The sequence below is a fragment of the Streptomyces sp. NPDC086147 genome, assembly GCF_040702165.1.
Taxonomy (GTDB): domain Bacteria; phylum Actinomycetota; class Actinomycetes; order Streptomycetales; family Streptomycetaceae; genus Streptomyces.
The window spans coordinates 1-23286 of sequence record NZ_JBFBJO010000026.1 but is presented as its reverse complement, the minus strand read 5'-3'; the positions used below and the strand labels follow the sequence as shown (position 1 = coordinate 23286).

The window sequence follows — 23286 nt, the reverse complement described above, 5'->3', positions numbered from 1 at the left end:
GGGTCGGTGCCTTCTCCGCGCGTCTTCCGCGCGTGCGGTTCGGTTCGTGCGGTTCGGTTCGTGTACGGCTCGGTTCGCGTGGGGTTCAGTCCGCGTGGGGCTCGCTCGGCGCGGGCTCCAGGCCCTGGCCCTCGCCGACCGACCGGCTGTAGTCGTTGTGGACCCAGTCGTGCTGGGTGAACCCGCCGCCCGTCCAGCGGTACGTGATCACGTCCTCGCCCGAGGGGTACGCGACCGGGTCGCCCTTCGCGTACACCTGCTTGGTGACGACCAGGTCGCCCCGGTCGATCGTGGCGTACACCGCCCCGTCCTCGGCCGCGAAGACGTTCTCGTACCCGTCGCTCAGGTTCCGGTACACGTACGTGCCGATGCCGATGCCGTCCCCGCAGGTCATCACGTTGACGACGACGTCGGGCGCGGGGGCGTTCGTGAGGTTGCCGTAGGAGGCGTCCACCGGGTACGAGTCCGCGGCGCACGGCTTCAGGTCGGCCTTGACCCGCTCGCTGAGCTTCGGATCGGCCTTGAGCAGCTCGATCGGGTCCACCCGCTTCGCCGACTGGGGGCCCGCGGTGGCCGACGGGGAGGGGGTGGGGGAGGCGGCCGAGGCGACCTCGTCGGTCCGGGCCGCGCCCTCGTCGCGGGAGCCCGTGCCGCCGGTGGAACAGGCCGCCAGGGAGAGTCCGACGGCGACGAGCCCGGCCGTCGCCGTGGCGCCCGCCGCCCGGACGGTACGCCGAGAGCGGCGGCGCCCGGCCGTGAGCCGTTCGCCGCCGCCGGGGCCGCCACCACGTCTTTCGCCGTCGGCCTCGCCGTCGGGCCCGCCGTCTATGCCGCGCACCGCTCGCGCTCCCCTTCGTCGCCTCGCACGGTCGTCCGCTCCCCGGTCCGCCCCAGGGCGCGGGCGTCGAGGTCGCGGCTCTCCAGCTCCTGCCGGAGCCGGGCGAGCGCGCGGTGGAGCGTGGACTTCACCGTACCGGTCGACATGCCGAGCGCCGCCGCCGTCTCCTCCGTGCTCATCTGTTCCCAGTGGCGCAGGACGACGACGCTGCGCTGCTTCGGCGCGAGCACCTTCAGGACGTCCATCAGGAGGGCCCGGTCGGCGTGCTGCTCGGTCGCGTCGGCCACGCTCGCGTCCGGGAGCTGCTCGGTCGGCACCTCTTCGAGCTTGCGGGAGCGCCACCACTCGGTCCGGGTGTTGATCATGACTCGGCGCAGGTAGGCGTCGGCGAGGGACTTGTCGGCGATGCCGTCCCAGCGCCCGTACGTACGGGCCAGGGCCGTCTGGAGGAGGTCCTGGGCGTCGACGGGGTCGGCCACGAGACGGCGCGCGCTGCGCAGCAGGGCGTCCTGCCGCGTGCGTACGTACTCCTCGAAGTCGAGCACCTCACCGTGCCTCATCCGAACCGCCTCCATCCCCGTGACCTGCTTGTTCCCTCGTGTCGTGGACGACGCTACGGAGCGGTTGTCACGGGGCTGTGCGGGGCAGCCGTCGGTGGACGCACGGCTACCCATCGGTTGTGTAACAGCGGGGGAGGAAGGGGTTTCGGAGGCGGGACCCCGGAGGGCGGCGGGGCCCGGAGGAGCAGCGGGCGCGGGGGCCTCAGGCCAGCGGCAGGCGGTAGAAGCCGTCGTCCAGCGGCTCGACGAGGCCGTCGGCGACCAGGCCGTCGAGCGCCCTGGCCCGCTGCACCGGCTCGTCCCAGACCGCGTCCAGGGCCTCGCGCGCCACCGGGTCCGTCGAGTCCCGCAGGACGGCGAGGAGCCGCCCCCGGACCTGCCGGTCGGTCCCGGCGTACGTCTGGCCGCGCCGCGGCGGGCCGTCGTGCGCCGGCTTGCCCGCGAGCCGCCAGGCGCACTGCCCGGAGATCGGGCAGCGCCCGCAGTCCTCGTTCTTCGCCGTGCACACGAGCGCGCCCAGCTCCATGGAGGCGGCGGCCCAGCGGGCGGCCGTCGTCTCGTCCTCCGGCAGCAGGGCGCGGGCGAGCCGCCGCTCGGCGGCCGTGGTCGCGTTCGGCGGGTACTGGACGCCGGTCGCCGCCCGCGCGAAGACCCGGCGCACGTTGGTGTCCAGGACGGCGTGCCGCTGCCCGTGGGCGAAGGAGGCCACCGCGGCGGCCGTGTACTCCCCGACGCCGGGCAGCGCGAGGAGCTGCCCGTGGTCGCTGGGCACCTCCCCGCCGTGCCGCTCCGTCATGGCTACGGCGGCCCCGTGCAGCCGCAGCGCCCGGCGCGGGTAGCCGAGCCGGCCCCAGGCGCGGACCGCCTCGCCGGGGGCGTCGGCGGCCAGGTCGGCCGGGCGGGGCCAGCGCGCGAGCCACTGCTCGTACACGGGCAGGACGCGGACGACCGGGGTCTGCTGGAGCATGAACTCGCTCACCATGACCCCCCAGGCGCCGGCCTCGGGGCGGCGCCAGGGCAGGTCGCGGGCGTGCCGGTCGAACCAGGCGAGGACGGGCCGGTGCAGTTCGGCGGGGTCGGCGGGGACCCCGGGGATCCCGGAGGCGGAGGGCGTGTCGATGGAAGTCATGGCACCTCCGATCCTGACACGACTCCGGGGCGTTTCAGTGCGTGTCGTACGGAGTGCGCCCGCCCTGCCCGGAGGGCGGGGCGCCGGGGTCGGTGGAGTACGGGGGAGCGGGGGCCTCGTACGGGGCGGCGGGGTTCTCGTACGAGGGGGCCGGGTCCCCGTAGGGGGAGGCGGGGTTCCCGTACGGGGAGGCCGGGCCGTACGGGTAAGCGGAACCCTGCGGGGCGGCGGAGCCGTACGGGCCGGAGGGGTCGTGGGCGGGCGCGGAGCCGTACGGAGCGGCAGGGTCGTACGAGGGAGCGGAGCCGTACGGGGTGGGGGCGCCGTACGCGGGGGCGGGGTTCTCGTACGAGGGGCTCTCGTACGAGGGAGCCGGGGCGCCGTACGAAGGGGCGGGGGCGCCGTACGCCGGGGCGGAGCCCTGCGCGGGGGCGGGCTCGAACAGCGAGGAGGAGGGGGCGGCGGCGGGAGCGGCCGTACGGGGCCCCTGGCCCGCGCACCACACGACCAGCGTGTTCCGGCTCGACCGGGCCGTCTCCACCAGGGACCGCACCGGCGGCTCCGCGAACCGCAGCACCAGGAAGGCGACCAGGCCGCCGAGGAGCAGGCCGGCGGTCACGTCGTGCGGGTAGTGGACACCGACGAAGACCCGGGAGAAGGCCATGAGCAGCGCCATCGGCACGGTGAACCGGCCCGTCCCGCGCCAGGACAGGGCGAGGGCGATCGCGGCGGCGCCCGCGATGGCCGAGTGGTTGCTGGGGAAGGACCAGTCGCCGTAGGGCGGGCAGGTGACCAGCGAGGCGGGCGCTCCGGCGACCGCGCGGCACGGACGTTCCTCGTCGATCAGCGACTTCAGCGACTCGCTCACCACGTAGCCGAAGGCGGTGGCGAGCGGGGCGAGCAGCGCGAGCGACATCGCCCGGCTCGAACCGTCGCGGGTGCGCCACCAGCCGGCCAGGAAGAGCACGCCGAAGAGCAGCAGTCCGGCCTCGGTCCAGACCTCGGCGAGCAGCTGGAACCAGTGCGGCGTGGCGTGGGCGAGGTCGGCGACGTCGAGATACAGACGGTCGGAGAGGTCGAGGAGGGTGTCCATGGGGAATGACGCTAACCGGAATCCCGGGCGTCCCGCCCCGGCCCATCGGCCAGAACGACCCCCGACGAAAGTGGGGGGCGCCGATTCGCTCCGGTTGGACCCGTTTTCACTCGCGGGCCCGAAAAAAGTTCCCTGAAAGAAGGATGTGATCATCGGCAAAACTTGAGGTCTCGGGCGGCGGGTGGGGCGGGAGTTGGGCGCGATCTCTCGTAAGGTTCGGCTCGTGGGATCTTTGCGCAATCCGGTCGGGCCGCTTCCCTCCACCATCTACTGGCGACGGAGGGCGGTTGCGCTGTGCCTGATCGCACTCCTCGCCCTGCTCGCCGTGTGGGCCGTGACGTCCGGCGGCGGGGGCGGGAAGAAGCCGGACGACTCCGCCAACGGCTCGTCGCCCACCCCGCCCTCGATCACGCCCGGACCCTCCGGCTCGGGCCCCGCGATCAGCCAACAGCCGGGCGGGCGCGACGAGTCGGACGAGGGCGACGAGACCTCGGGCGGCAACGGAGGCGACGGCGGCGCGGGATCGGCCGGTACGGGCTCCGGGGGTACGGGCGCGGGCTCCGGCGGCGCGGACACGGCCGGCCCCGGCGGCGGCAAGAACGGTGACGGCACCGGCGCCGGGGGCGACGGAGGCGCGGGCACCGGCGCGGGCCGGCAGCTCCCGGCCGACTCACCGATCCCCAACTGCCCCGCCGGATCGCTCCAGTTGACGCTCAAGTCCGTCAAGGTCACCTACGAGACGGGGGAGAGGCCCCGCTTCCAGCTCGTCGCGAAGAACACCTCGTCCGTCGACTGCAAGGCCGACTTCGGGCCCCGCAACGCGGTCCTGACGATCACCGGCGCCAAGGACGACGAGGTCTGGTCGTCCGACCACTGCCCGCGTCCCGGCACCCCGCTCCTGCTGAGCCTCCCGGCGGGGGCGACCGTCGTCCACACCGTGGAGTGGGACCGCGGGCGCAGCGCCCCGCAGTGCGCCACCGCCCCGGCGGGCAAGGCCGGCCCCGGCACCTATCTGGTGGAGGCCGCGATGCCGGGCGCGAAGGTCCTCCCGGCCCCGTTCACGCTCGCCAAGGACTGAGCGGGGCCCGGCGAACCCGCCGGAGCGGTACGGCTCCTAGACGTACCGCTCCAGGATCGAGGACTCCGCGAGCCGGGACAGGCCCTCGCGGACGCTGCGGGCGCGGGCCTCGCCGACGCCGTCGACGGCCTGGAGGTCGTCGACGCTGGCCGCGAGGAGCTTCTGCAGCCCGCCGAAGTGCTCCACGAGCCGCTCGATGATCGCGCCGGGCAGCCGCGGCACCTTCGCGAGGAGCCGGTAGCCGCGCGGCGAGACGGCCGAGTCGAGGGTCTCGGGCGAACCGCTGTAGCCCAGCGCCCTCGCCACGACCGGGAGTTCGAGCAGCTCGGTGTGGGTGAGCGCGTCCAGCTCGGTGAGCGCCTCCGCGACCGTCCGCGAGCGCTTCGCCGTCGGCTCCGGCACGTAGTCCCGGATCACCAGCTCGCGCTCCGGCTCCACGCCCGCGATCAACTCGTCGAGCTGGAGCGAGAGGAGGCGCCCGTCGGTGCCGAGCTCGACCACGTACTCCGCGATCTCGGTGGCGATCCGGCGGACCATCTCCAGGCGCTGCGCGACGGCGGTGACGTCCCGGACCGTGACCAGGTCCTCGATCTCCAGGGCGGAGAGCGTGCCCGCCACCTCGTCGAGCCGGAGCTTGTACCGCTCCAGGGTCGCGAGCGCCTGGTTGGCGCGGGACAGGATCGCGGCCGACTCCTCCAGGACCCGGCGCTCGCCGTGCACGTACAGCGCGATCAGACGCATCGACTGGGAGACGGAGACGACCGGGAAGTTGCACTGCTTGGAGACCCGGTCCGCGGTGCGGTGGCGGGTGCCGGTCTCCTCGGTGGGGATGGAGGCGTCCGGGACGAGCTGCACGCCCGCCCGGTGGATCTTGGTGATGTCCTTGTCGAGGACGATCGCGCCGTCGAGCTTGCACAGCTCGCGCAGGCGGGTGGCGGTGAACTCGACGTCCAGCACGAAGCCGCCGGTGCACATCGAATCGACCGCTTTGTCCAGGCCGAGCACGATGAGCCCGCCCGTGTTGCCCCGGAGGATCCGCTCCAGGCCGTCGCGCAGGGCGGTGCCCGGCGCGACCGCGCTCAGGGCCGCGCGCATCAGCGCTTCACTGCCGGAGCCCGCGCCGGACTTCCCAGGAGCCGATGCCCCGTCCTTGGCTGCCACTGCACTCCTCCGGCTCGTACGGATGGGCGAGACCAGGGCAAAGTCTAGCGACACCACCCCGCCGCCTTCCGCCCCCGACCGAACGCGGGTGGTGCGAAAGGGGTCCCCACCTGGGTGCGGAGCCAACCCTTCCTCTTGCCGGAAGCCTTGTCGGACGCCGTGCTCGGCCCTTGCCGGAAGCTTTGCCGAGCCCTTACCGGACCCTCTTCGAAAGCCGCCCACCGCCTCCGGGACCCACCCACCGCCCCCGGGACCCGGAGCCCGCCCCCGGGCGCGGGGCCCGGTCCGGGCGGGCGCTCCCTCCGCGCTTCCCCTTTCGCCCCCGGGTGCGGCCCCGTGTTCCCCTTCGCCCCCGGGCGCGGGCTCCCACTTACCCCTCCGCGCCCTCCGGCGCCTTCGCGCGTCGTCCGCGCGGCAGCACCCGCAGCGCGTCGCCCATGTCCGCGACCTCCGTCACCCGCATGCCCGGCGGGACCCTCCCCGGGTCCGTCGGGACCAGCGCGTGCGTGAAGCCGAGGCGGTGCGCCTCCGCGAGGCGGCGCTGCACGCCCGTCACCCGCCTGACCTCGCCCGCGAGCCCGACCTCGCCGATCGCCACCAGGTTCTTCGGCAGCGGGGTGTCGCTCGCCGCGGAGGCCAGCGCGAGCGCGATCGCCAGGTCGGCGGCCGGCTCGGAGAGCTTCACGCCGCCCACGGTCGCGCTGTAGATGTCCCGCTTGCCGAGCGCGCTGATCCGGCCGCGCTGCTCCAGGACTGCCAGCATCATCGACACCCGGGAGGTCTCCAGACCGGAGACGGTCCGGCGCGGGGAGGGGATCTGGGAGTCCACCGTCAGCGACTGGACCTCGGCCACGAGCGGCCGGCGGCCCTCCAGGGTGACCGTCAGACACGTGCCGGGCACGGCCACGTCGCGCCGGGTCAGGAAGAGCCCGGACGGGTCGGCGAGACCCGTGATCCCCTCGTCGTGCAGCTCGAAGCAGCCGACCTCGTCGGTCGCCCCGTACCGGTTCTTCACGCCCCGGACGAGCCGCAGGCGCGCGTGCCGGTCGCCCTCGAAGCTCAGCACCACGTCGACCAGGTGCTCCAGGAGCCGGGGGCCCGCGATGGCCCCGTCCTTGGTGACGTGGCCGACCAGGAGCGTGGACATCCCGCGCTCCTTGGAGGCCCGGATCAGCGCGCCCGCGACCTCGCGGACCTGCGCCATGCCGCCGGGCGCGCCGTCGATCTCGGGCGAGGCGATCGTCTGCACCGAGTCCAGGATCAGCAGCGAGGGCTTCACCGCGTCGAGGTGCCCGAGGACCGCCGACAGATCGGTCTCCGCAGCCAGGTACAGGTGGTCGTCGATCGCGCCGATCCGGTCGGCGCGCAGCCGGACCTGGCTCGCGGACTCCTCGCCCGTGACGTACAGCGTGCGGTGCTCGTCGCTCGCCGCCTTCGCCGCCACGTCGAGCAGCAGCGTCGACTTGCCGACGCCCGGCTCGCCCGCGAGCAGCACCACGGCACCGGGCACGAGCCCCCCGCCGAGCACCCGGTCCAGCTCGTCGACGCCGGTCGAGCGGGCGGTCGCCTGCCGGCCGTCGACCTGGCCGATGGGCAGGGCGGCGGTGGAGACCCGGCCCGCGGCGGTCGTCCGGACGGCGGGCGCGCCGTACTCCTCCACCGTCCCCCAGGCCTGGCACTCGGGACAGCGGCCGAGCCACTTGGCCGTCTGCCAGCCGCACTCGGTGCAGCGGTAGGACGGTCGATCCTTGGCGGATTTCGTACGGGCAGCCATGCGCCCCACCGTAGCCGCCGCCACCGACAACGGGCCCCGGCCCCGCGACCGGGACCCCCGGACCCCGCACGGCGCGTCCACCGGGCGCCGGGTTCCCGTCCTCTTTCGAGCGATAGCTTCACCCTTAGGGATGACAACCGGGCGACCGGTACGAAGAATGCCCCCGCTCCTGCCTACGGTCGCCCAGTGACGAGCAGCAGGCTGGAAACCCCCGCACGCACCACCGGCGCACACCGGGCGCACCGCGCCACGGACCAGGGACCGCGCACGCTCGGCCGCCGGCCCCCCGCCCGCTACGAGGCCGCCCTCGACGGCCTCTTCACGTACTGCCTCTCCGTGCTCTGCGACCACGACACGGCCACCGCCGTCCTCGGCGACGTCCTCGCCGCGGCCGAGCGCCACCGGGGGCGCTGCCCCTCCGACGAGGATGGGCGCACGGCCTGGCTGTACGCCCTCGCCCGCTGGGCCTGTCTGCGCAGCCTCGGCGAGCAGCGCCGCAAGCGCCGGGGCGCCCACACCGGCCGCCCCGCCGTCACCCCGCCCGAGCCGCCCCGGGTCTCCGCCGGGACCGCCGAGCGGCACCGCGCCGAACTCGCCCTCCTCGCCTGGCCCGAGGCGGCCGGCACCACGCCCGAGCAGCGCGAGGCCCTGGAGCTCGCCGTCCGGCACGGCCTCAACCACCGCCAGGTCGCCGCCGTCCTCTCCCTCGACCCGCTCGCCGCCCGCGAACTCCTCGCCACCGCCGGCTGCGAGGTCGAGCGCACCCGCGCCGCCCTCGCCGTCGTCGAGACCGGGAGCTGCCCCACCGTCGCCCGGCTCGCCGGCGATCACCGGGTGCTCCTCTCGACGGCCCTGCGCGCCGAACTCGTCCGGCACGTCGACGACTGCCCCCGCTGCCGCCGCGCCGCCGAGCGCGTGGGCGCCGGCGGCCCCTGGCCCGGCGCCGGAACCCTCCCCCCGGACCGGCTGCCGCTCGTCGAGGCGCCCCGGGCCGCCGCGTACATGGCGATGCTGCACGTGCCCCGCGCGCGTGCCGGGGCCCCGCGCTTCGCGCCCACCGGCTTCCCCGTGGACCCGAAGGACCACACGGCCCGCCGCGACCGGATGCGGGCCCGCGCGGTGACCACCACCGTCGTCGCGGCCGTCGTCGCCGCCCCCGTCCTCGCCCTGTGGACCTCCTACCGGGGCACCACCGACACGACCGCCCACGACGGGGGCCGGGTCAGCGCGCGCGAGACGGACGACGGGGCGGACGCGGACGGGCGCCCCTACGACCGGTACGAGAACGCGGGCAGCGCCCGCGCCACCCCCGAGCCCCGCTCCCCCCGGAGCGACCGCGCGCCCGACGTCTCCGTCGAGGTGGTCAGCCCCGGCGGCCCCGTCGGCTCCGGGGCGCCCCCGAAGCCCGGCGAGCCCGCCCCCGGCTGGATCACTGTCACCGCGCGCGGCCAGGGCGAGCTGACCCTCCTGACCCTCACCGCCGCCGGCGGCTCGCCCGTCGAGTGGGCGCTGTGGACGGACGCGCCCTGGATCTACGTGAGCCGGGCCTCCGGCACGCTCCGCCCCGGCGAGCAGGTCACGATCGCCGTCCACGTCGACCACGGGCGCGAACCCGCGGGCGTGTGGAGCGCCCGGGTCGGGGTCGACCCCTCCGGGGCGGTGGTGCGCATCGCCGGGATCAACCGGACCGGACCGGGGGGCGTCTTCCACCCGGACCCGGACGTCCCCCGGCCGCCGAAGCCGGTGCCGCCCCCGCCGGCCACGACGGACCCGACCACCCCGCCCACGGCCCCGCCGCCGACGACCGAGCCGCCGACCACTCCGCCGCCGCCCACGGAGGAGCCGCCCACGGAGGAGCCGCCCGCGACCCCGCCGCCCACGACGGAACCGCCGACCACTCCGCCGCCGACGACGGAGGAGCCCCCGCCGCCGACCACGGAACCGGGCACGACCCCGCCGGCGACGGAGGAACCGCCCCCGTCCTCCTGAGCTACCGGACCGGCGGGTCCGCCGGGTGCGGGGCCACCAGCGGCAGCTGCGAGGCGAGCCGCGCCTCGCACAGCCCGGCCAGCACCCCGTACGCCTCCTCGCCCATCATCTCGGTGAGCTCGGGCCGGTACGTGACGTAGACCGGCTCCCCGGCGCCGTGCGCCGAGGTGGCCGAGGTGCACCACCAGTGCAGGTCGTGCCCGCCCGGGCCCCAGCCCCGGCGGTCGTACTCCCCGATCGACACCTGGAGGACCCGGGTGTCGTCGGGCCGTTCGATCCAGTCGTACGTCCGGCGCACCGGCAGCTGCCAGCACACGTCCGGCTTGGTCTCCAGCGGCTCCCGGCCCTCCTTCAGGGCCAGGATGTGCAGCGAGCAGCCCATGCCGCCCGCGAACCCGGGACGGTTCTGGAAGATGCAGGAGCCCTCCCAGCGGCGGGTCTGCCGGTCGCCGTCCTCGTCGAGCTGCGTCCAGCCCGTCTCCGTACCGACGTCGTGGAACTGCCACAGCTCCGGTGTGAGCCGGGCCACGTGCTCCGCGACCCGCTTCTCGTCGTCCTCGTCGGAGAAGTGCGCGCCCAGCGTGCAGCAGCCGTCGTCGGCCCGGCCCGCCTGGATGCCCTGGCAGCCGCTGCCGAAGACGCACGTCCAGCGCGAGGTCAGCCAGGTCAGGTCGCAGCGGAAGACCTGCTCCTCGTCGGCCGGATCGGGAAACTCGACCCACGCGCGCGCGAAGTCCAGGCCCTTCTCGTCCGGCACCACCTCCTTGCCCCGCTTCCCGGCGCCCTTGACCGCCTTGGCGTCCCTCACGTCCGCGGCAGGGGCGCTGTCTTTGTCCTGCTTCGCCTTTTTCGTCTTTGGCACGCTGTCAAGCGTATGCGGCGCGCGCAGTAGCGTTCCGCCCATGAGACTCGGAGTCCTCGACGTCGGTTCGAACACGGTGCACCTCCTGGTGGTGGACGCGCACCCCGGCGCCCGCCCCCAGCCCGCCCACTCCCACAAGGCGGAGCTGCGCCTCGCCGAACTCCTCGACGCGCGGGGCGCGATCGCCCCCGACGGCGTCGAGCGGCTCGTCGCGACCGTCCGGGACGCGCTCCACGCCGCCGAGGACAAGGGCTGCGAGGAGGTGCTGCCCTTCGCGACCTCCGCCGTGCGCGAGGCCGTCAACGCCGACGCCGTCCTGGCCCGGGTCAAGGACGAGACCGGCGTCGACCTCCAGGTCCTCACCGGAGAGGAGGAGGCCCGCCTCACCTTCCTCGCCGCCCGCCGCTGGTTCGGCTGGTCCGCCGGCAAGCTGCTCCTCCTCGACATCGGCGGCGGCTCCCTCGAAGTCGCGTACGGCATCGACGAGGACCCCGACACGGCCGTCTCCCTGCCACTCGGCGCGGGCCGGCTGACCGCCGGCTGGCTGCCGGGCGACCCGGCCGACGGCGCCGACGTGAAGGCCCTGCGCCGCCACGTGCGCGCGCAGATCGCCCGTACGGTCGGCGAGTTCAGCCGCTCCGGCCGCCCCGACCACGTCGTCGCCACCTCCAAGACCTTCAAGCAGCTGGCCAGGATCGCGGGGGCGCCCGGTTCGAGCGAGGGCCTCCACGTCCAGCGGATCCTGACCCGCAGGTCCCTGGAGGAGTGGGTGCCGCGCCTCGCCGGGATGACCGTCGTCGAGCGCGCGGCCCTGCCGGGCGTCTCGGAGGGCCGCGCCGCCCAGCTCCTCGCGGGCGCGCTCGTCGCGGAGGGCGCGATGGACCTCCTCGGCGTCGAGGAGCTGGAGATCTGCCCCTGGGCCCTGCGCGAGGGCGTCATCCTGCGCCGTCTGGACCATCTGCCGGAGGAGTAGGCGGGGGGATCGGGCCGGGGGAGCCGAGGGGCCCGTGCAGGGAGAGGTACGGGGGCCGAGGGGCCCGTACAAGGGGCGGTCCGGGGCCTCTCCACGGCTCCGGCGCGGCCCCCGCGTCCCGGCACCGGAACGGGCGTGACCGGAACCACCCTCCGGCCCCCCGGCCCGCCCCGTACCCTGTTCTGCGTGGCAGAAGTGGTGCGCGTCCCGGATGCGAAGGTCGCCCTGTCGACGGCCTCGGTCTATCCGGAGTCGACGGCGACGGCCTTCGAGATCGCCGCGCGCCTCGGCTACGACGGCGTCGAGGTCATGGTGTGGACCGACCCCGTCAGCCAGGACGTCGAGGCCCTGCGCCGGCTCTCCGACCACCACCGGGTGCCGATCCTGGCCGTCCACGCCCCCTGTCTCCTCATCACCCAGCGCGTCTGGTCCACCGACCCGTGGACCAAGCTCCGGCGGGCCCGGGCGGCGGCCGAGAAGCTCGGCGCGTCCACGGTCGTCGTGCACCCGCCGTTCCGCTGGCAGCGCCAGTACGCCAGGGACTTCGTGAGCGGCATCTGGCGGATGGCCGACGAGACCGACGTGCGGTTCGCCGTCGAGAACATGTACCCCTGGCGGTACAAGGACCGCGAGATGCTCGCGTACGCCCCCGAGTGGGACGTCACCAAGGACGACTACCGGCACTTCACCGTCGACCTCTCGCACACCGCGACCGCCCGCACCGACGCCCTCGCCATGATCGACCGCATGGGCGACCGGCTCGGCCACGTGCACCTCGCCGACGGCCGGGGGTCCGCCAAGGACGAGCACCTGGTCCCGGGGCGCGGCACCCAGCCCTGCGCCGAGCTCCTGGAGCGGCTGGCGGTCACCGGCTTCGACGGGCACGTCGTCATCGAGGTCAACACCCGCCGCGCGATGTCGGCCGCCGAACGCGAGGCCGACCTCGCGGAGGCCCTCGCCTTCACCCGGCTCCACCTCGCCTCTGCCGCCGGCCGCCCCTCCCGGACCCCGCGCCCGTGACGGAACCGGAGCACCCGTGACCGAGCCCGGGCAGGACCCCGTGACGGAGCCGGACCCGGCCGCCGAACCGGCCCCCGCCGCCGAACCTGCCCCCGCCGCCGGACGGGACTCCGCGACCGGACCGGCCGCCCCGCCCTCCGGGCCCGCCCCCCGCCGCCGCGGCCGCCCCTCCCGCGCCGCCGAGGAGAACGGGCCGGGCGCGCGCGCCCGCATCCTGGAGGCGGCCCGCGATCAGTTCGCCGAGCGCGGCTACGACAAGGCCTCGGTGCGCGGCATCGCCCGCGCGGCCGGCGTGGACCCGGCCCTCGTGCACCACTACTTCGGGTCGAAGGACGAGGTCTTCGCCGCCGCCGTCGAGGTCTCCTTCGAGCCCGCGACCGTCGTCCCGGCGATCGTCTCCGGCCCCCGCGACGCCATCGGCGAGCGCCTCGCCCGCTTCTTCATCGGCGTCTGGGAGAACCCGGCCAGCCGCGCCCCGCTCCTCGCGATCGTGCGCTCCGCCCTGACCCACGAGGCGGCGGCCGCGGTCCTCCGCACCTTCGTGCTGCGGCGGCTCCTGGAGCGGATCGCCGCCGAGCTCGACGTGCCGGACCCGAAGTTCCGCGCCGAGCTGGCCGCCTCGCACATGATCGGGATCGCGATCCTGCGGTACGTGATCCGGGTCGAGCCGCTGGCCTCCGCCGATCCGGAGGAGATCGTCGCCCAGGTGGCCCCGTCCCTCCAGCGCTACCTGACCGAGAGCTGACCGGGCCCGGCCCCCCGAGGGCAGCGGCCGGACACCTGACCGAAAGCTGAACAGCCCGTCCGGCATGCGGACGCGCTGTCCAGATCTTGGTCCGGCGGCGTACGCTCGAAAGCAAGCACACCCGTCACGAGGAGCGAGCGACGATGCCCGAGCTGAGGTCCCGCACTGTCACCCACGGCCGCAACATGGCGGGCGCACGCGCCCTTATGCGCGCCTCCGGTGTACCCGGCGCGGACATCGGCCGGAAGCCGATCATCGCGGTTGCCAACTCCTTCACGGAGTTCGTCCCCGGCCACACCCACCTCCAGCCGGTCGGCCGGATCGTCTCCGAGGCCATCACGGCCGCCGGGGCCATCCCCCGCGAGTTCAACACCATCGCCGTCGACGACGGCATCGCGATGGGCCACGGCGGCATGCTCTACAGCCTGCCCTCCCGCGACCTGATCGCGGACAGCGTGGAGTACATGGTCGAGGCGCACTGCGCCGACGCCCTGATCTGCATCTCCAACTGCGACAAGATCACCCCCGGCATGCTGATGGCCGCCCTGCGCCTGAACATCCCGACGGTCTTCGTCTCCGGCGGCCCCATGGAGTCCGGCCGCGCCACCCTCGTCGACGGCACGGTCCGCACGCTCGACCTGGTCGACGCGATCTCCGACGCCGTGAACCCCAAGATCTCGGACGAGGACATCCTCCGCATCGAGGAGAACGCCTGCCCGACCTGCGGGTCCTGTTCCGGCATGTTCACCGCCAACTCGATGAACTGCCTGACCGAGGCCATCGGCCTCTCCCTCCCCGGCAACGGCTCGGTCCTCGCCACCCACACCGCCCGCAGGGCGCTGTACGAGAACGCCGCCCGCACCGTCGTCGACATCACCCGCCGGTACTACGACGAGGACGACGCCTCCGTCCTGCCCCGCGCGATCGCGACCCGCGCCGCCTTCGAGAACGCCATGGCCCTCGACATCGCCATGGGCGGCTCCACCAACACGATCCTGCACCTGCTCGCCGCCGCCCAGGAGGCCGAGCTCGACTACGGCCTGACCGACATGGACGAGGTCTCCCGCCGCGTCCCCTGCCTGGCCAAGGTCGCCCCGAACGTCGCCAAGGACCGCACGTACTACATGGAGGACGTGCACCGCGCCGGCGGCATCCCCGCCATCCTCGGCGAGCTCTACCGCGCCGGCCTGCTCAACGAGGACGTCCACTCCGTCCACTCCCGCTCCATCAAGGAGTGGCTGGACACCTGGGACGTGCGCGGCGGCTCCCCGTCCGAGGAGTCCGTCGAGCTGTGGCACGCGGCCCCCGGCTGCGTCCGCTCCGCGACCGCCTTCTCCCAGTCCGAGCGCTGGGAGGCCCTCGACACGGACGCGGCGAACGGCTGCATCCGCGACGCGGCCCACGCGTACTCCAAGGACGGCGGCCTCGCGGTCCTGCACGGCAACCTCGCCGCCGACGGCTGCGTCGTGAAGACGGCCGGCGTCGACGAGTCCATCTGGACCTTCGAGGGCCCGGCGGTCGTCTGCGAGTCGCAGGACGAGGCCGTCGAGAAGATCCTCAACAAGCAGGTCACGGACGGCGACGTGGTCGTCATCCGCTACGAGGGCCCCAAGGGCGGCCCCGGCATGCAGGAGATGCTCTACCCGACCTCCTTCCTCAAGGGCCGGGGCTTGGGCAAAACCTGCGCCCTGGTCACCGACGGGCGCTTCTCCGGCGGCACCTCGGGCCTCTCCATCGGCCACGCCTCCCCGGAGGCGGCCTCGGGCGGCGTCATCGCCCTCGTCGAGGACGGCGACCGCATCCGCATCGACATCCCGAACCGCTCGATCGACCTCCTCGTCGGCGAGGACGTCCTCGCCGCCCGCCGCGAGGCCCTCGGCGGGGTGTACGCGCCGAAGAACCGCGAGCGCAAGGTCTCGGCGGCGCTGCGGGCGTACGCGGCGATGGCGACGAGCGCCGACAAGGGCGCGGTCCGGGACGTGACGAAGCTGGGCTGAGCCCGGAGACGTACGTGAGGGGGCCCGGGGCTTTCGAAGCCCCGGGCCCCCTCACGCGTGCGCGTACGAGGGCCTACCGGGCGCTCACCAGGACGCCGGGTCGCGCGCGTCCACCGCGAAGACCGAACCGTCCGGAGCCGTCCCGAACACCCGGTCCCCGGCGGCCACCGGCGCGGGCACCAGGGACACGTACCCGCTGAGCCGTCCGTTCGCCAGGCGCGGCCGGGTCTGTCCCGCGAGCGCCCCGCGCGCGGTGTCGACGGCGAGCAGCCGCCCGTCCTGGACGGAGAAGTAGAGCCGGCCGCCGGGGCCGAGGACCGGCTCGGAGACGTTCTTCGCGGCCGTCTCCAGGTCCCACAGCACCCGCCCCTTCTCCGCGGCGGTGTCGAAGGCGGTCACGTGTCCGTCCACGTCGAGCAGGTACACGACGGTGCCGCGCACGACGGCGCCCCGGAGGTCGAACCGGTGCGGCAGGGCCAGCTCGCGCACGGGACCGGCCTTCCCGCCGCCGGGGCCGAGCAGGACGAGCGAGTCCGTCAGGGCGCCCTCGTACCGGGAGGCGAGGACCAGCGACCCGTCCCCGGCGTGCCCCAGCGGTTCGAGGTCGCCCGTCAGGTTCCGCTGCCGGACCACCCGGCCGGTCCGGGGCTCGACCGCGCCCACGCGCGTGTGCGTCCCGTCGGCCGAGATCTCGGAGACCACGAGCAGACCGGAGGAGGCGTCGTACGGTCCCGTGCGCGGCGCCTCGAAGCCGGACAGGCCGCGCCGCCACAGCTCCTTCCCGCCGAGCGCGTCGACCGCCCGGACCCCGCCGACCCCGTCCGTCAGGACGACGGCGGAACCGGCCGGCCGGTAGACCTCGGGGAGGCCCGAGCGGGCGGTCCAGAGCGGCGCGCCGTCCCCGCCCGCGTACGCCCCCAGCGGACCGGTCGGCGCGGCGGCCCCGACCGGTGCGCCGGCAGCACCGCTTCCACCGTTCCCGCCGTCTCCAAGGAGCACGGGCGCGCGTGGCGCCTCCTCCTCGACGGTCCCGGCCCGCGACCACAGGACCTTCCCTGTCACGGGATCGAGCCGGGCCAGACCGACGCCGCGGGCCGCGCAGTACAGCGCGTCCCCGCCGGCGGTGCAGGCGGGGGCCGCCTCCGGGCCCCGCTTCTGGAGCTCGGTGCGCCAGCCCGCGAAGGCGGTGGCCACCTTGTCCGGACGCGGCGGCACGGTCTCGGGACCGCCGCCCGGCGCGGAGCCGAGGGCCGCGTACAGACCGGCCCCGGCGAGCGCGAGCGCGGCGACGACGGCGATCGTCGGACGCGGCCGGATCCGCCCGCCGATCCGGCCACCGGCCCGGGGACGCCGGCGGGCCGGGGCCGGAGCGGGAGCCCGTACCGGCGTGTCCGCGTCCCACGCGGGCGCGTGGCCCGGCTCGTCACCGCCGTACCCGCCACCGGCACCGCCCGCACCGCCCGAGCCGTCGTCCCCGCCGCCCGGCAGCGCGGGCCGCCGCCGCTGGGCCGGTATGAACGCCTCCGCCGCGTACGAGGGCGGCTGCAGCGCCCGCATGATCTGGCCCGGGGTCGGCCGCTCCCCGGGCTCCTTGGCGAGGCAGCGCGCCACGAGCGGCGCCAGCTCGTCGGGGACGCCCGTCAGATCGGGCTCGTCGTGGACGACCTGGTACGCCACGACGTACGGGCTGTCGGAGTCGAACGGGCCGTGCCCGGTCGCCGCGTGCACCAGGACCGAGCCGAGCGCGAAGACGTCCGCCGCGGGCCCGACCTCGCGCGGCCGCTGGAACTGCTCGGGCGCCATGAACGGCGGCGAGCCGATGAGCTTGCCCGTCTCGGTGCGCAGGTCGCTGTCGACGGGCCGGGAGATGCCGAAGTCGATGACCTTGGGCCCGGTGTCGGTCAGCAGGACGTTGCTGGGCTTGAGGTCCCGGTGCACGACCCCGGCGCGGTGGATGTCCCGCAGCGCCTCCGCGAGCCCGGCGGTGAGCCGGCGCAGCTCGGCGGGGGACAGCGGGCCGTTCCGCTTCACCTGGTCGGCGAGGGTGGGACCGGGGACGTAGAGGGTCGCCATCCACGGGCGCACGGCGTCGGGGTCGGCGTCGACGACCGGGGCGGTGAAGGCCCCGCTGACCCGGCGGGCGGCCGCGACCTCCTGGCGGAAACGCGCCCTGAACTCGGGATCCTCCGCGTACCGCGCGTGCACGACCTTGACCGCGAGCCGCAGCCCGGAGGCCGAGGAGGCGAGGTGCACGACGCCCATCCCGCCCGCGCCCAGACATGCCTGGAGGCGGTAGTCGCCCGCGTACTCGGGCCCCTCCGCCTCCCGGTCGGCACCGGTACCGCGCAACGGTGGCATCGCCCACCCCCGTGTGATTCCCCGTCACCTCGCGCTCGCGTGCGCGACCCGACGGAGCCTAGTCGATGGCACCTCCGATGTCGGTGGGGCTTGCTAGCCTGCGCGTCGCGGAGAGTGAATCTCGGCGGAGCGCTTGTGCGCCAAGGGGGGAAACACGATGGACACCATGAACACGACGGAGACGCCGGACGCGAACGGCACCGCGGCGGAGGGCCGGGCGGCGGTGGCGGTGACGGCGGCGAACGCCACCCGCTACCCGGTCGCCCCGGGCCACCGCCTCAACGTGCGCTCGGGCCCGAGCACCCAGTACCCGATCGTCCGCTCCCTGCCCCTGGGCGCCACGGTGGCGATCTCCTGCCAGAAGTACGGCGAGTCGGTCACCGGCCCGTACGGCACCACCCGGGTCTGGGACAGCATCGGACCGGGGGAGTACGTCTCCGACTCCTACGTGCGCACGGGCAGCGACGGCTTCGTGGCACCGCGCTGCGCCTGACCCGCTCCGTCGTCGCCCGGGGATAATCGACCTCGTGAGCGACGACGAGCAGACCCCGCGTACGGCAGGCGGCACGGCGGACGGCAGGACCGCGGGCAGGGCCGACGGCACCGTCGGCGGCCCCCGCCCCGAGGAGATCCGTTTCTTCGGCACGACCTGGGTCGACCACACCGGCCACTACGCGCTGCGCCGCGCCGGCCTGGCCGTCGGCTCGCTCGCCGCCGCCGTCGCGGCCTGCTTCGTGCTGCGCTTCGCCTTCCAGGGCCTCCAGATCGCGGAGACCGGCGGCCTGGTCAACGGCCTGGTGATCGTCATGTTCGCGGTCTGCAGCGCCATCGCCTGCCGCAAGACCTGGGAGGGCTTCCAGCGCCGCCCGGACGACCCGGGCCGCGAGGACTCCCTGCGCAGCCTCAAGGCGATCGGCTTCATCGGCTCGCTCCTCGCGTACGCCGCCCGCTGCCTGACCGAGGCGCCCGGCGAGAAGCTGCGCCGCGCCGAGTACGAGACGGCCCTCGCCCGCTACGAGAAGCGCCGAGGCTCCCGTACGGGCAACCCGGCCGCCCGCAAGAAGCCCAAGCGCGGCAAGTAACAAGCAGCCCGAGCAAGGCGAGCAGCCCGGGCGCGGCGAGCACCCCCACACCTTCCGGAGGCTTGACGGTCGGCACCCCCAGGCGCACTATTCATCACATGATGAATTACTCGGCGGACGGGAACGGGGACCGAGGCGGCACCGCCGCCCCCGCGGCGATCACCGCCCGCGCCCTCACCGCCGTCCGCGGCGACCGCACCGTCCTGCGCGGCCTCGACTTCGCCCTCCCGGCCGGCCGCATCACCGGACTCCTCGGCCCCTCCGGCTGCGGCAAGACCACCCTCATGCGCGCGATCGTCGGCACCCAGGCCAAGGTCGGCGGCACCCTCACCGTCCTCGGCCGCCCCGCCGGCGACCCCGCCCTCCGCTCCCGCATCGGCTACGTCACCCAGGCCCCCTCCGTCTACGACGACCTCACCGTCCGCCAGAACCTCGACCACTTCGCCGCCGTCCTCCTCCCCGGCCGCGCCCGCCGCCACGAGCGCCGCGCCGCCGTCGACCGGGCCGTCGCCGACGTCGACCTCACCTCCCGCGCCGACGCCCTCGCCGGCCGGCTCTCCGGCGGCCAGCGCAGCCGGGTCTCCCTCGCCGTCGCCCTCCTCGGCACCCCCGAACTCCTCGTCCTCGACGAACCCACCGTCGGCCTCGACCCCGTCCTCCGCCGCGACCTGTGGGACCTCTTCCACCGCATCGCCGCCGACCGCGGCACCACGCTCCTCGTCTCCTCCCACGTCATGGACGAGGCCGAGCGCTGCCACCGGCTCCTCCTGATGCGCGAGGGCGAGATCCTCGCCGAGGACACCCCCGAGGCCCTCCGCCGCCGCAACGACACCCCCACCGTCGAAGAGGCCTTCCTCCACCTCGTCGACGCGGCCGCGGCCCGCGACGAGCACCACCCCGGAAACGCCCACCGGAAACAGGACCAGGAGCAGCAGGAGCAGCAGGAGCAGAACGAGAACCAGAACCAGGAGCCCCGGCCATGAGCAGCGCCCGCACCCTCGCCACCGCCGCCCGCGTCCTGCGCCAGCTGCGCCACGACCCGCGCTCGATCGCGCTCATGCTCCTCGTGCCGTGCGCGATGCTCTTCCTGCTCCGGTACGTCTTCGACGGCAGCCCCGGCACCTTCGACACCATCGGCGCCTCGCTGCTCGGCATCTTCCCGCTCATCACGATGTTCCTGGTGACCTCCATCGCCACCCTGCGCGAACGCACCTCCGGCACCCTGGAACGCCTGCTCGCCCTGCCCCTCGGCAAGGCCGACCTCATCGCCGGCTACGCCCTCGCCTTCGGACTCCTCGCCGTCGTCCAGTCCGCCCTGGCCACCGGCCTCGCACTCCGGTTCCTCGGCCTCGACGTCGTCGGCTCCCCCTGGCTCCTGCTCCTGGTGGCCCTCCTCGACGCCCTCCTCGGCACCGCCCTCGGCCTCTTCGTCTCCGCCTTCGCCGCGTCCGAGTTCCAGGCCGTCCAGTTCATGCCGGCCGTGATCTTCCCGCAGCTCCTCCTCTGCGGCCTGTTCACCCCGCGCGACCGCATGGCCCCCGCCCTCGAAGCCGTCTCGAACGTCCTGCCCATGTCGTACGCCGTCGACGGCATGAACGAGGTCCTCCGCCACCCTGAGGTCACCGGCGACTTCGTCCGCGACGTGCTCGTCGTCGCCGGCAGCGCCCTCCTCGTCCTCGCCCTCGGCGCCGCCACCCTCCGCCGCCGCACGGCCTGACCGCCCCTCGGACACCCGCCGCACCACCGCGCCCCCGGTGCGAGGATGACCGCACGACGTACCCCCCTCCGGCGAGGTGAACAGAGCCATGACCCAGACCGTCGCAGTCCTCGGCACCGGCAAGATCGGTGAAGCGCTCCTCAGCGGCATGATCCGCGCCGGCTGGCGCCCCGCGGACCTCCTGGTCACCGCCCGCCGCGCCGAGCGCGCCGAGGAGCTCCGCACCCGCTACGGGGTCGAGACCGTCACCAACGCCGAGGCCGCCAAGCGCGCCGACACCCTCATCCTGGCCGTCAAGCCCCAGGACATGGGCCGCCTCCTCGACGAGCTCGCCCCGCACGTCGCCGCCGACCGCCTCGTCATCAGCGCGGCGGCCGGCATCCCCACCTCCTTCATCGAGGAGCGCCTCACCACCGGCACCCCCGTCGTCCGCGTCATGCCGAACACCCCCGTCCTCGTGGACGAGGGCATGTCCGTCATCTCGGCCGGCAGCCACGCCACCCCCGACCACCTCGCCCACACCGAGGGGATCTTCGGCGGCGTCGGCAAGACCCTCCGCGTCCCCGAGTCGCAGCAGGACGCCGCCACCGCCCTCTCCGGCTCCGGCCCCGCGTACTTCTACTTCCTCGTCGAGGCCATGACCGACGCTGGCATCCTCCTCGGCCTGCCCCGCGCCCAGGCCCACGACCTCATCGTCCAGGCCGCCATCGGCGCCGCCGTGATGCTCCGCGACAGCGGCGAGCACCCGGTCAAGCTCCGCGAGGCCGTCACCTCCCCGGCCGGCACCACCATCAGCGCCATCCGCGAGCTGGAGAACCACGGCGTACGGGCCGCCCTCATCGCCGCCCTCGAAGCGGCCCGCGACCGCAGCCGCGAACTGGCCTCCGGCAACGGCTGACGGCCCGCGCCGCCGGGGTCACCGAGCCCCGGCGGAGGCCCCGCGCACCACGTCCTCCGTGGCCACCACCTCCGCGAACCCGCCCCCGTGCAGGGAGACGGCCGTCGCCCGCGTCAACTCATCGGCGCTCGCCGTCCAGCCGTACGGCCCCTCCAGGTCGAAGGTGTGCATCGCGTCCAGCGGGAACACCACGTCGTACCCGAGGTTCCCGCCCATCCGGGCCGTCGTCTCGTTGCACATGTTCGTCTGGATCCCGACGACCACGATCTGCCCGACGCCCCGCCCCCGCAGCCACGCGTCCAGGGACGGCTCCCCGTAGAACGCCGAGTTCACGGACTTCACCACGAGCAGCTCGGGCCCGGAGCCCTTCCCCCGCCGCTCCTCCACGAAGTCCTTGAAGTCGTTCCCCACGTGCCCCGCCCGCAGCGGCGACCGCGACCCCTCCACCGAGTCGTGCCGCACGAAGACGACCGGCCGCCCGGTCTCCTGCCACAGATCGACCAGCACGGCGATGTTCCGCTCCGCATCCGGATTGTTCCGCTTCCCCCAGTACTCCTCCTCGAAGCCCTTCTGTACGTCGACGACGACGAGCGCTGCGTTCTCCGCGATCTCCATGGTCACGATCCTTCCGCTGCGGACCCCCCGGTCCCAGAGGGCCGCATGCCACCGACCGATGGTTTACTGCCAACCATGGTGCCGCCCCCGGAAACCCGCCCCCAGCGCATCGCGCTCCTCGTCTTCCCGGGGGTCCGCGCCTTCGACGTCTCCGTCATCACCGAGGTCTGGGACAGCGACCGCACCCTCCGGGGCGTCCCCCGGTTCGCACTCCACCGGGCGGCCGCCGACCCGCACGCCCCCGTCCCCCTCCGAGGCGGCCTCACCCTCACCCCGGACCGCCCCCTGACCTGGCTGGACGACCTCACGCCCACGGACCTCGTCATCGTCCCCGGCATCGAGGACCCGGACGCCGACGTACCGTCCCCGGTCCTCGACGCCCTGCGCCGCGCCCACTCCGCCGGCGTCCCGGTCGCCTCCCTCTGCGCGGGCGCCTTCGTCCTGGCCCGCGCCGGACTCCTCGACGGCCGCCGGGCCGTCACCCACTGGCACCTGGCCCGGACCCTCGCCACCCGCCACCCGGCGGTACGGGTCGAACCCGACGCCCTCTTCGTCGAGGACTCCGGCATCTGGACCTCGGCCGGCACCGCGGCGGGCATCGACCTCTGCCTCCACCTCGTCCGTACGGCCCACGGTGCCGAAGCGGCGGCGACCGTGGCCCGCTCCATGGTCACGGCCCCCTTCCGCATGGGCACCCAGGCCCAGTTCATCGAGCACCCGACGCCCCGCGCCGACCGCGACGCCGACGCCCTCGCCGCCGTACGCGCCCACGCCCTGGCCCACCTCTCCGAACCCCACACGGTCGCGAGCCTGGCCGCCGTCGCCGGCATGTCCCCCCGCTCCTTCGCCCGTCACTTCCAGGCCACCACCGGCACCACCCCCCTGCACTGGCTCATCACCCAGCGCGTCGCCGCGGCCCAGAAGCTCCTGGAGCTCACCGACCACCCCCTCCCCGAGGTGGCCCGCCGCGCCGGCTTCGGCAGCGAGGTCACCATGCGCCAGCACTTCGCCTCCCACCTCTCCACCAGCCCCCGCGCCTACCGGAACGCCTTCCGCCACCGGGCCCCGGACCGGGGTTGACACGCCCTGACCGGATCCGTAGTGTTCTCCGAGTTGTCCGACGTGAGCACCGACCCCGGTCGGCCCCGGACAGCCATTCCGCAAGAACCTCAGAAGCCGACAGCGCTTTGCCGTGCCGTCGTGCTTTCCGCGCGTTTTTGCGAAATGAGGAATCCGCGTTCGAAGGTTTGAGCGCAGGCCCCCGATTAGCGTCGGAGGCGGGGAATCCGCTAAAGTCTCACTCGTCGGAACGGCCCAACAGCCGGAAAGACAACTCCCGCTGACCGGGAATCAGACGCCGAAAGGATCTGATAGAGTCGGAACCGCCGGAAGGGCCC

The 23286-nt window shown here is 74.6% G+C and carries 20 protein-coding genes and 1 pseudogene; 12 read left to right on the top strand and 9 right to left on the bottom strand.

Annotation, left to right across the window (positions count from 1 at the left end):
- Positions 1 to 85: 85 nt before the first annotated feature.
- The 4 genes and pseudogenes from AB0398_RS31265 to AB0398_RS31250 form a co-directional block, all read right to left on the bottom strand.
- Entirely contained in the window at positions 86 to 838 is a 753-nt protein-coding gene (locus tag AB0398_RS31265) for a hypothetical protein (RefSeq protein ID WP_366379029.1), read from the bottom strand.
- The gene (locus AB0398_RS31260; protein WP_366379028.1) at positions 826 to 1398 is read right to left on the bottom strand and encodes a SigE family RNA polymerase sigma factor; all 573 of its coding nucleotides are present in this window, start codon (positions 1396 to 1398) and stop codon (positions 826 to 828) included. Before AB0398_RS31260 ends, AB0398_RS31265 begins: the two co-directional genes overlap by 13 nt.
- A 202-nt stretch (positions 1399 to 1600) precedes the next feature.
- Positions 1601 to 2527, bottom strand: a complete 927-nt coding sequence (locus tag AB0398_RS31255) for an A/G-specific adenine glycosylase (RefSeq protein ID WP_366379027.1) — start codon at positions 2525 to 2527, stop codon at positions 1601 to 1603.
- Positions 2528 to 2996: 469 nt separating this feature from the next.
- Positions 2997 to 3620 (bottom strand): annotated as a pseudogene (locus tag AB0398_RS31250) (phosphatase PAP2 family protein); the annotation flags it as partial.
- A gap of 223 nt (positions 3621 to 3843) precedes the next feature.
- Here AB0398_RS31250 and AB0398_RS31245 point away from each other — a divergent pair.
- Positions 3844 to 4698, top strand: coding sequence for a hypothetical protein (locus AB0398_RS31245; protein ID WP_366379026.1), 855 nt, complete (start codon positions 3844 to 3846; stop codon positions 4696 to 4698).
- A gap of 36 nt (positions 4699 to 4734) precedes the next feature.
- Here AB0398_RS31245 and disA read toward each other — a convergent pair whose 3' ends face one another.
- Together disA and radA are read right to left on the bottom strand one after the other, a co-directional pair.
- A complete protein-coding gene (disA, locus tag AB0398_RS31240) occupies positions 4735 to 5859 on the bottom strand; it encodes a DNA integrity scanning diadenylate cyclase DisA (RefSeq protein WP_366379025.1) in 1125 nt (374 codons plus the stop codon).
- 370 nt (positions 5860 to 6229) lie between these two features.
- The gene (radA, locus tag AB0398_RS31235; RefSeq protein ID WP_366379024.1) at positions 6230 to 7633 is read right to left on the bottom strand and encodes a DNA repair protein RadA; all 1404 of its coding nucleotides are present in this window, start codon (positions 7631 to 7633) and stop codon (positions 6230 to 6232) included.
- 186 nt (positions 7634 to 7819) lie between these two features.
- On the opposite strand from radA, the gene AB0398_RS31230 reads away from it, so the two are divergent.
- Positions 7820 to 9622: a hypothetical protein gene (locus AB0398_RS31230; RefSeq protein WP_366379023.1), complete on the top strand. Its 1803-nt coding sequence runs from the start codon at positions 7820 to 7822 to the stop codon at positions 9620 to 9622.
- Between the two features lies 1 nt (position 9623).
- On the opposite strand, the gene AB0398_RS31225 is transcribed toward AB0398_RS31230, so the two are convergent.
- Positions 9624 to 10430, bottom strand: coding sequence for a hypothetical protein (locus tag AB0398_RS31225; RefSeq protein WP_366379069.1), 807 nt, complete (start codon positions 10428 to 10430; stop codon positions 9624 to 9626).
- A 94-nt stretch (positions 10431 to 10524) separates the two neighbouring features.
- On the opposite strand from AB0398_RS31225, the gene AB0398_RS31220 reads away from it, so the two are divergent.
- The 4 genes from AB0398_RS31220 to ilvD all read left to right on the top strand — a co-directional run bounded on the left by AB0398_RS31220 (position 10525) and on the right by ilvD (position 15219).
- Positions 10525 to 11457 carry a Ppx/GppA phosphatase family protein gene (locus AB0398_RS31220; protein WP_366379022.1) on the top strand — a complete coding sequence of 311 codons (933 nt, stop codon included), beginning with the start codon at positions 10525 to 10527 and terminating at the stop codon, positions 11455 to 11457.
- A 186-nt stretch (positions 11458 to 11643) separates the two neighbouring features.
- Positions 11644 to 12477, top strand: coding sequence for a sugar phosphate isomerase/epimerase (locus tag AB0398_RS31215; RefSeq protein ID WP_366379021.1), 834 nt, complete (start codon positions 11644 to 11646; stop codon positions 12475 to 12477).
- A 16-nt stretch (positions 12478 to 12493) separates the two neighbouring features.
- Complete coding sequence (locus AB0398_RS31210) at positions 12494 to 13222, top strand: TetR family transcriptional regulator (RefSeq protein WP_366379020.1); 729 nt, start codon at positions 12494 to 12496, stop codon at positions 13220 to 13222.
- 143 nt (positions 13223 to 13365) lie between these two features.
- A complete protein-coding gene (gene ilvD / locus AB0398_RS31205; RefSeq protein WP_366379019.1) occupies positions 13366 to 15219 on the top strand; it encodes a dihydroxy-acid dehydratase in 1854 nt (617 codons plus the stop codon).
- A gap of 84 nt (positions 15220 to 15303) precedes the next feature.
- Here the strand turns inward: ilvD and AB0398_RS31200 are convergent, their stop codons facing one another.
- Positions 15304 to 17577, bottom strand: a complete 2274-nt coding sequence (locus tag AB0398_RS31200) for a protein kinase (RefSeq protein ID WP_366379018.1) — start codon at positions 17575 to 17577, stop codon at positions 15304 to 15306.
- Between the two features lie 166 nt (positions 17578 to 17743).
- Here AB0398_RS31200 and AB0398_RS31195 point away from each other — a divergent pair, with 166 nt between their 5' ends.
- The 5 genes from AB0398_RS31195 to proC all read left to right on the top strand — a co-directional run bounded on the left by AB0398_RS31195 (position 17744) and on the right by proC (position 21274).
- Positions 17744 to 18070: an SH3 domain-containing protein gene (locus AB0398_RS31195; protein ID WP_366379017.1), complete on the top strand. Its 327-nt coding sequence runs from the start codon at positions 17744 to 17746 to the stop codon at positions 18068 to 18070.
- Positions 18071 to 18206: 136 nt separating this feature from the next.
- On the top strand, positions 18207 to 18659 hold the full coding sequence (locus AB0398_RS31190; RefSeq protein WP_366379068.1) for a hypothetical protein: 453 nt from the start codon (positions 18207 to 18209) through the stop codon (positions 18657 to 18659).
- Between the two features lie 101 nt (positions 18660 to 18760).
- On the top strand, positions 18761 to 19642 hold the full coding sequence (locus AB0398_RS31185; RefSeq protein WP_366379067.1) for an ABC transporter ATP-binding protein: 882 nt from the start codon (positions 18761 to 18763) through the stop codon (positions 19640 to 19642).
- Positions 19639 to 20376: an ABC transporter permease gene (locus AB0398_RS31180; protein ID WP_366379016.1), complete on the top strand. Its 738-nt coding sequence runs from the start codon at positions 19639 to 19641 to the stop codon at positions 20374 to 20376. Before AB0398_RS31185 ends, AB0398_RS31180 begins: the two co-directional genes overlap by 4 nt.
- Positions 20377 to 20464: 88 nt before the next feature.
- On the top strand, positions 20465 to 21274 hold the full coding sequence (proC, locus tag AB0398_RS31175; protein WP_366379015.1) for a pyrroline-5-carboxylate reductase: 810 nt from the start codon (positions 20465 to 20467) through the stop codon (positions 21272 to 21274).
- Positions 21275 to 21292: 18 nt separating this feature from the next.
- On the opposite strand, the gene AB0398_RS31170 is transcribed toward proC, so the two are convergent.
- Complete coding sequence (locus AB0398_RS31170; RefSeq protein WP_366379014.1) at positions 21293 to 21889, bottom strand: cysteine hydrolase family protein; 597 nt, start codon at positions 21887 to 21889, stop codon at positions 21293 to 21295.
- Positions 21890 to 21964: 75 nt separating this feature from the next.
- Here AB0398_RS31170 and AB0398_RS31165 point away from each other — a divergent pair, with 75 nt between their 5' ends.
- On the top strand, positions 21965 to 22969 hold the full coding sequence (locus AB0398_RS31165; protein WP_366379013.1) for a helix-turn-helix domain-containing protein: 1005 nt from the start codon (positions 21965 to 21967) through the stop codon (positions 22967 to 22969).
- Positions 22970 to 23286: the final 317 nt, after the last annotated feature.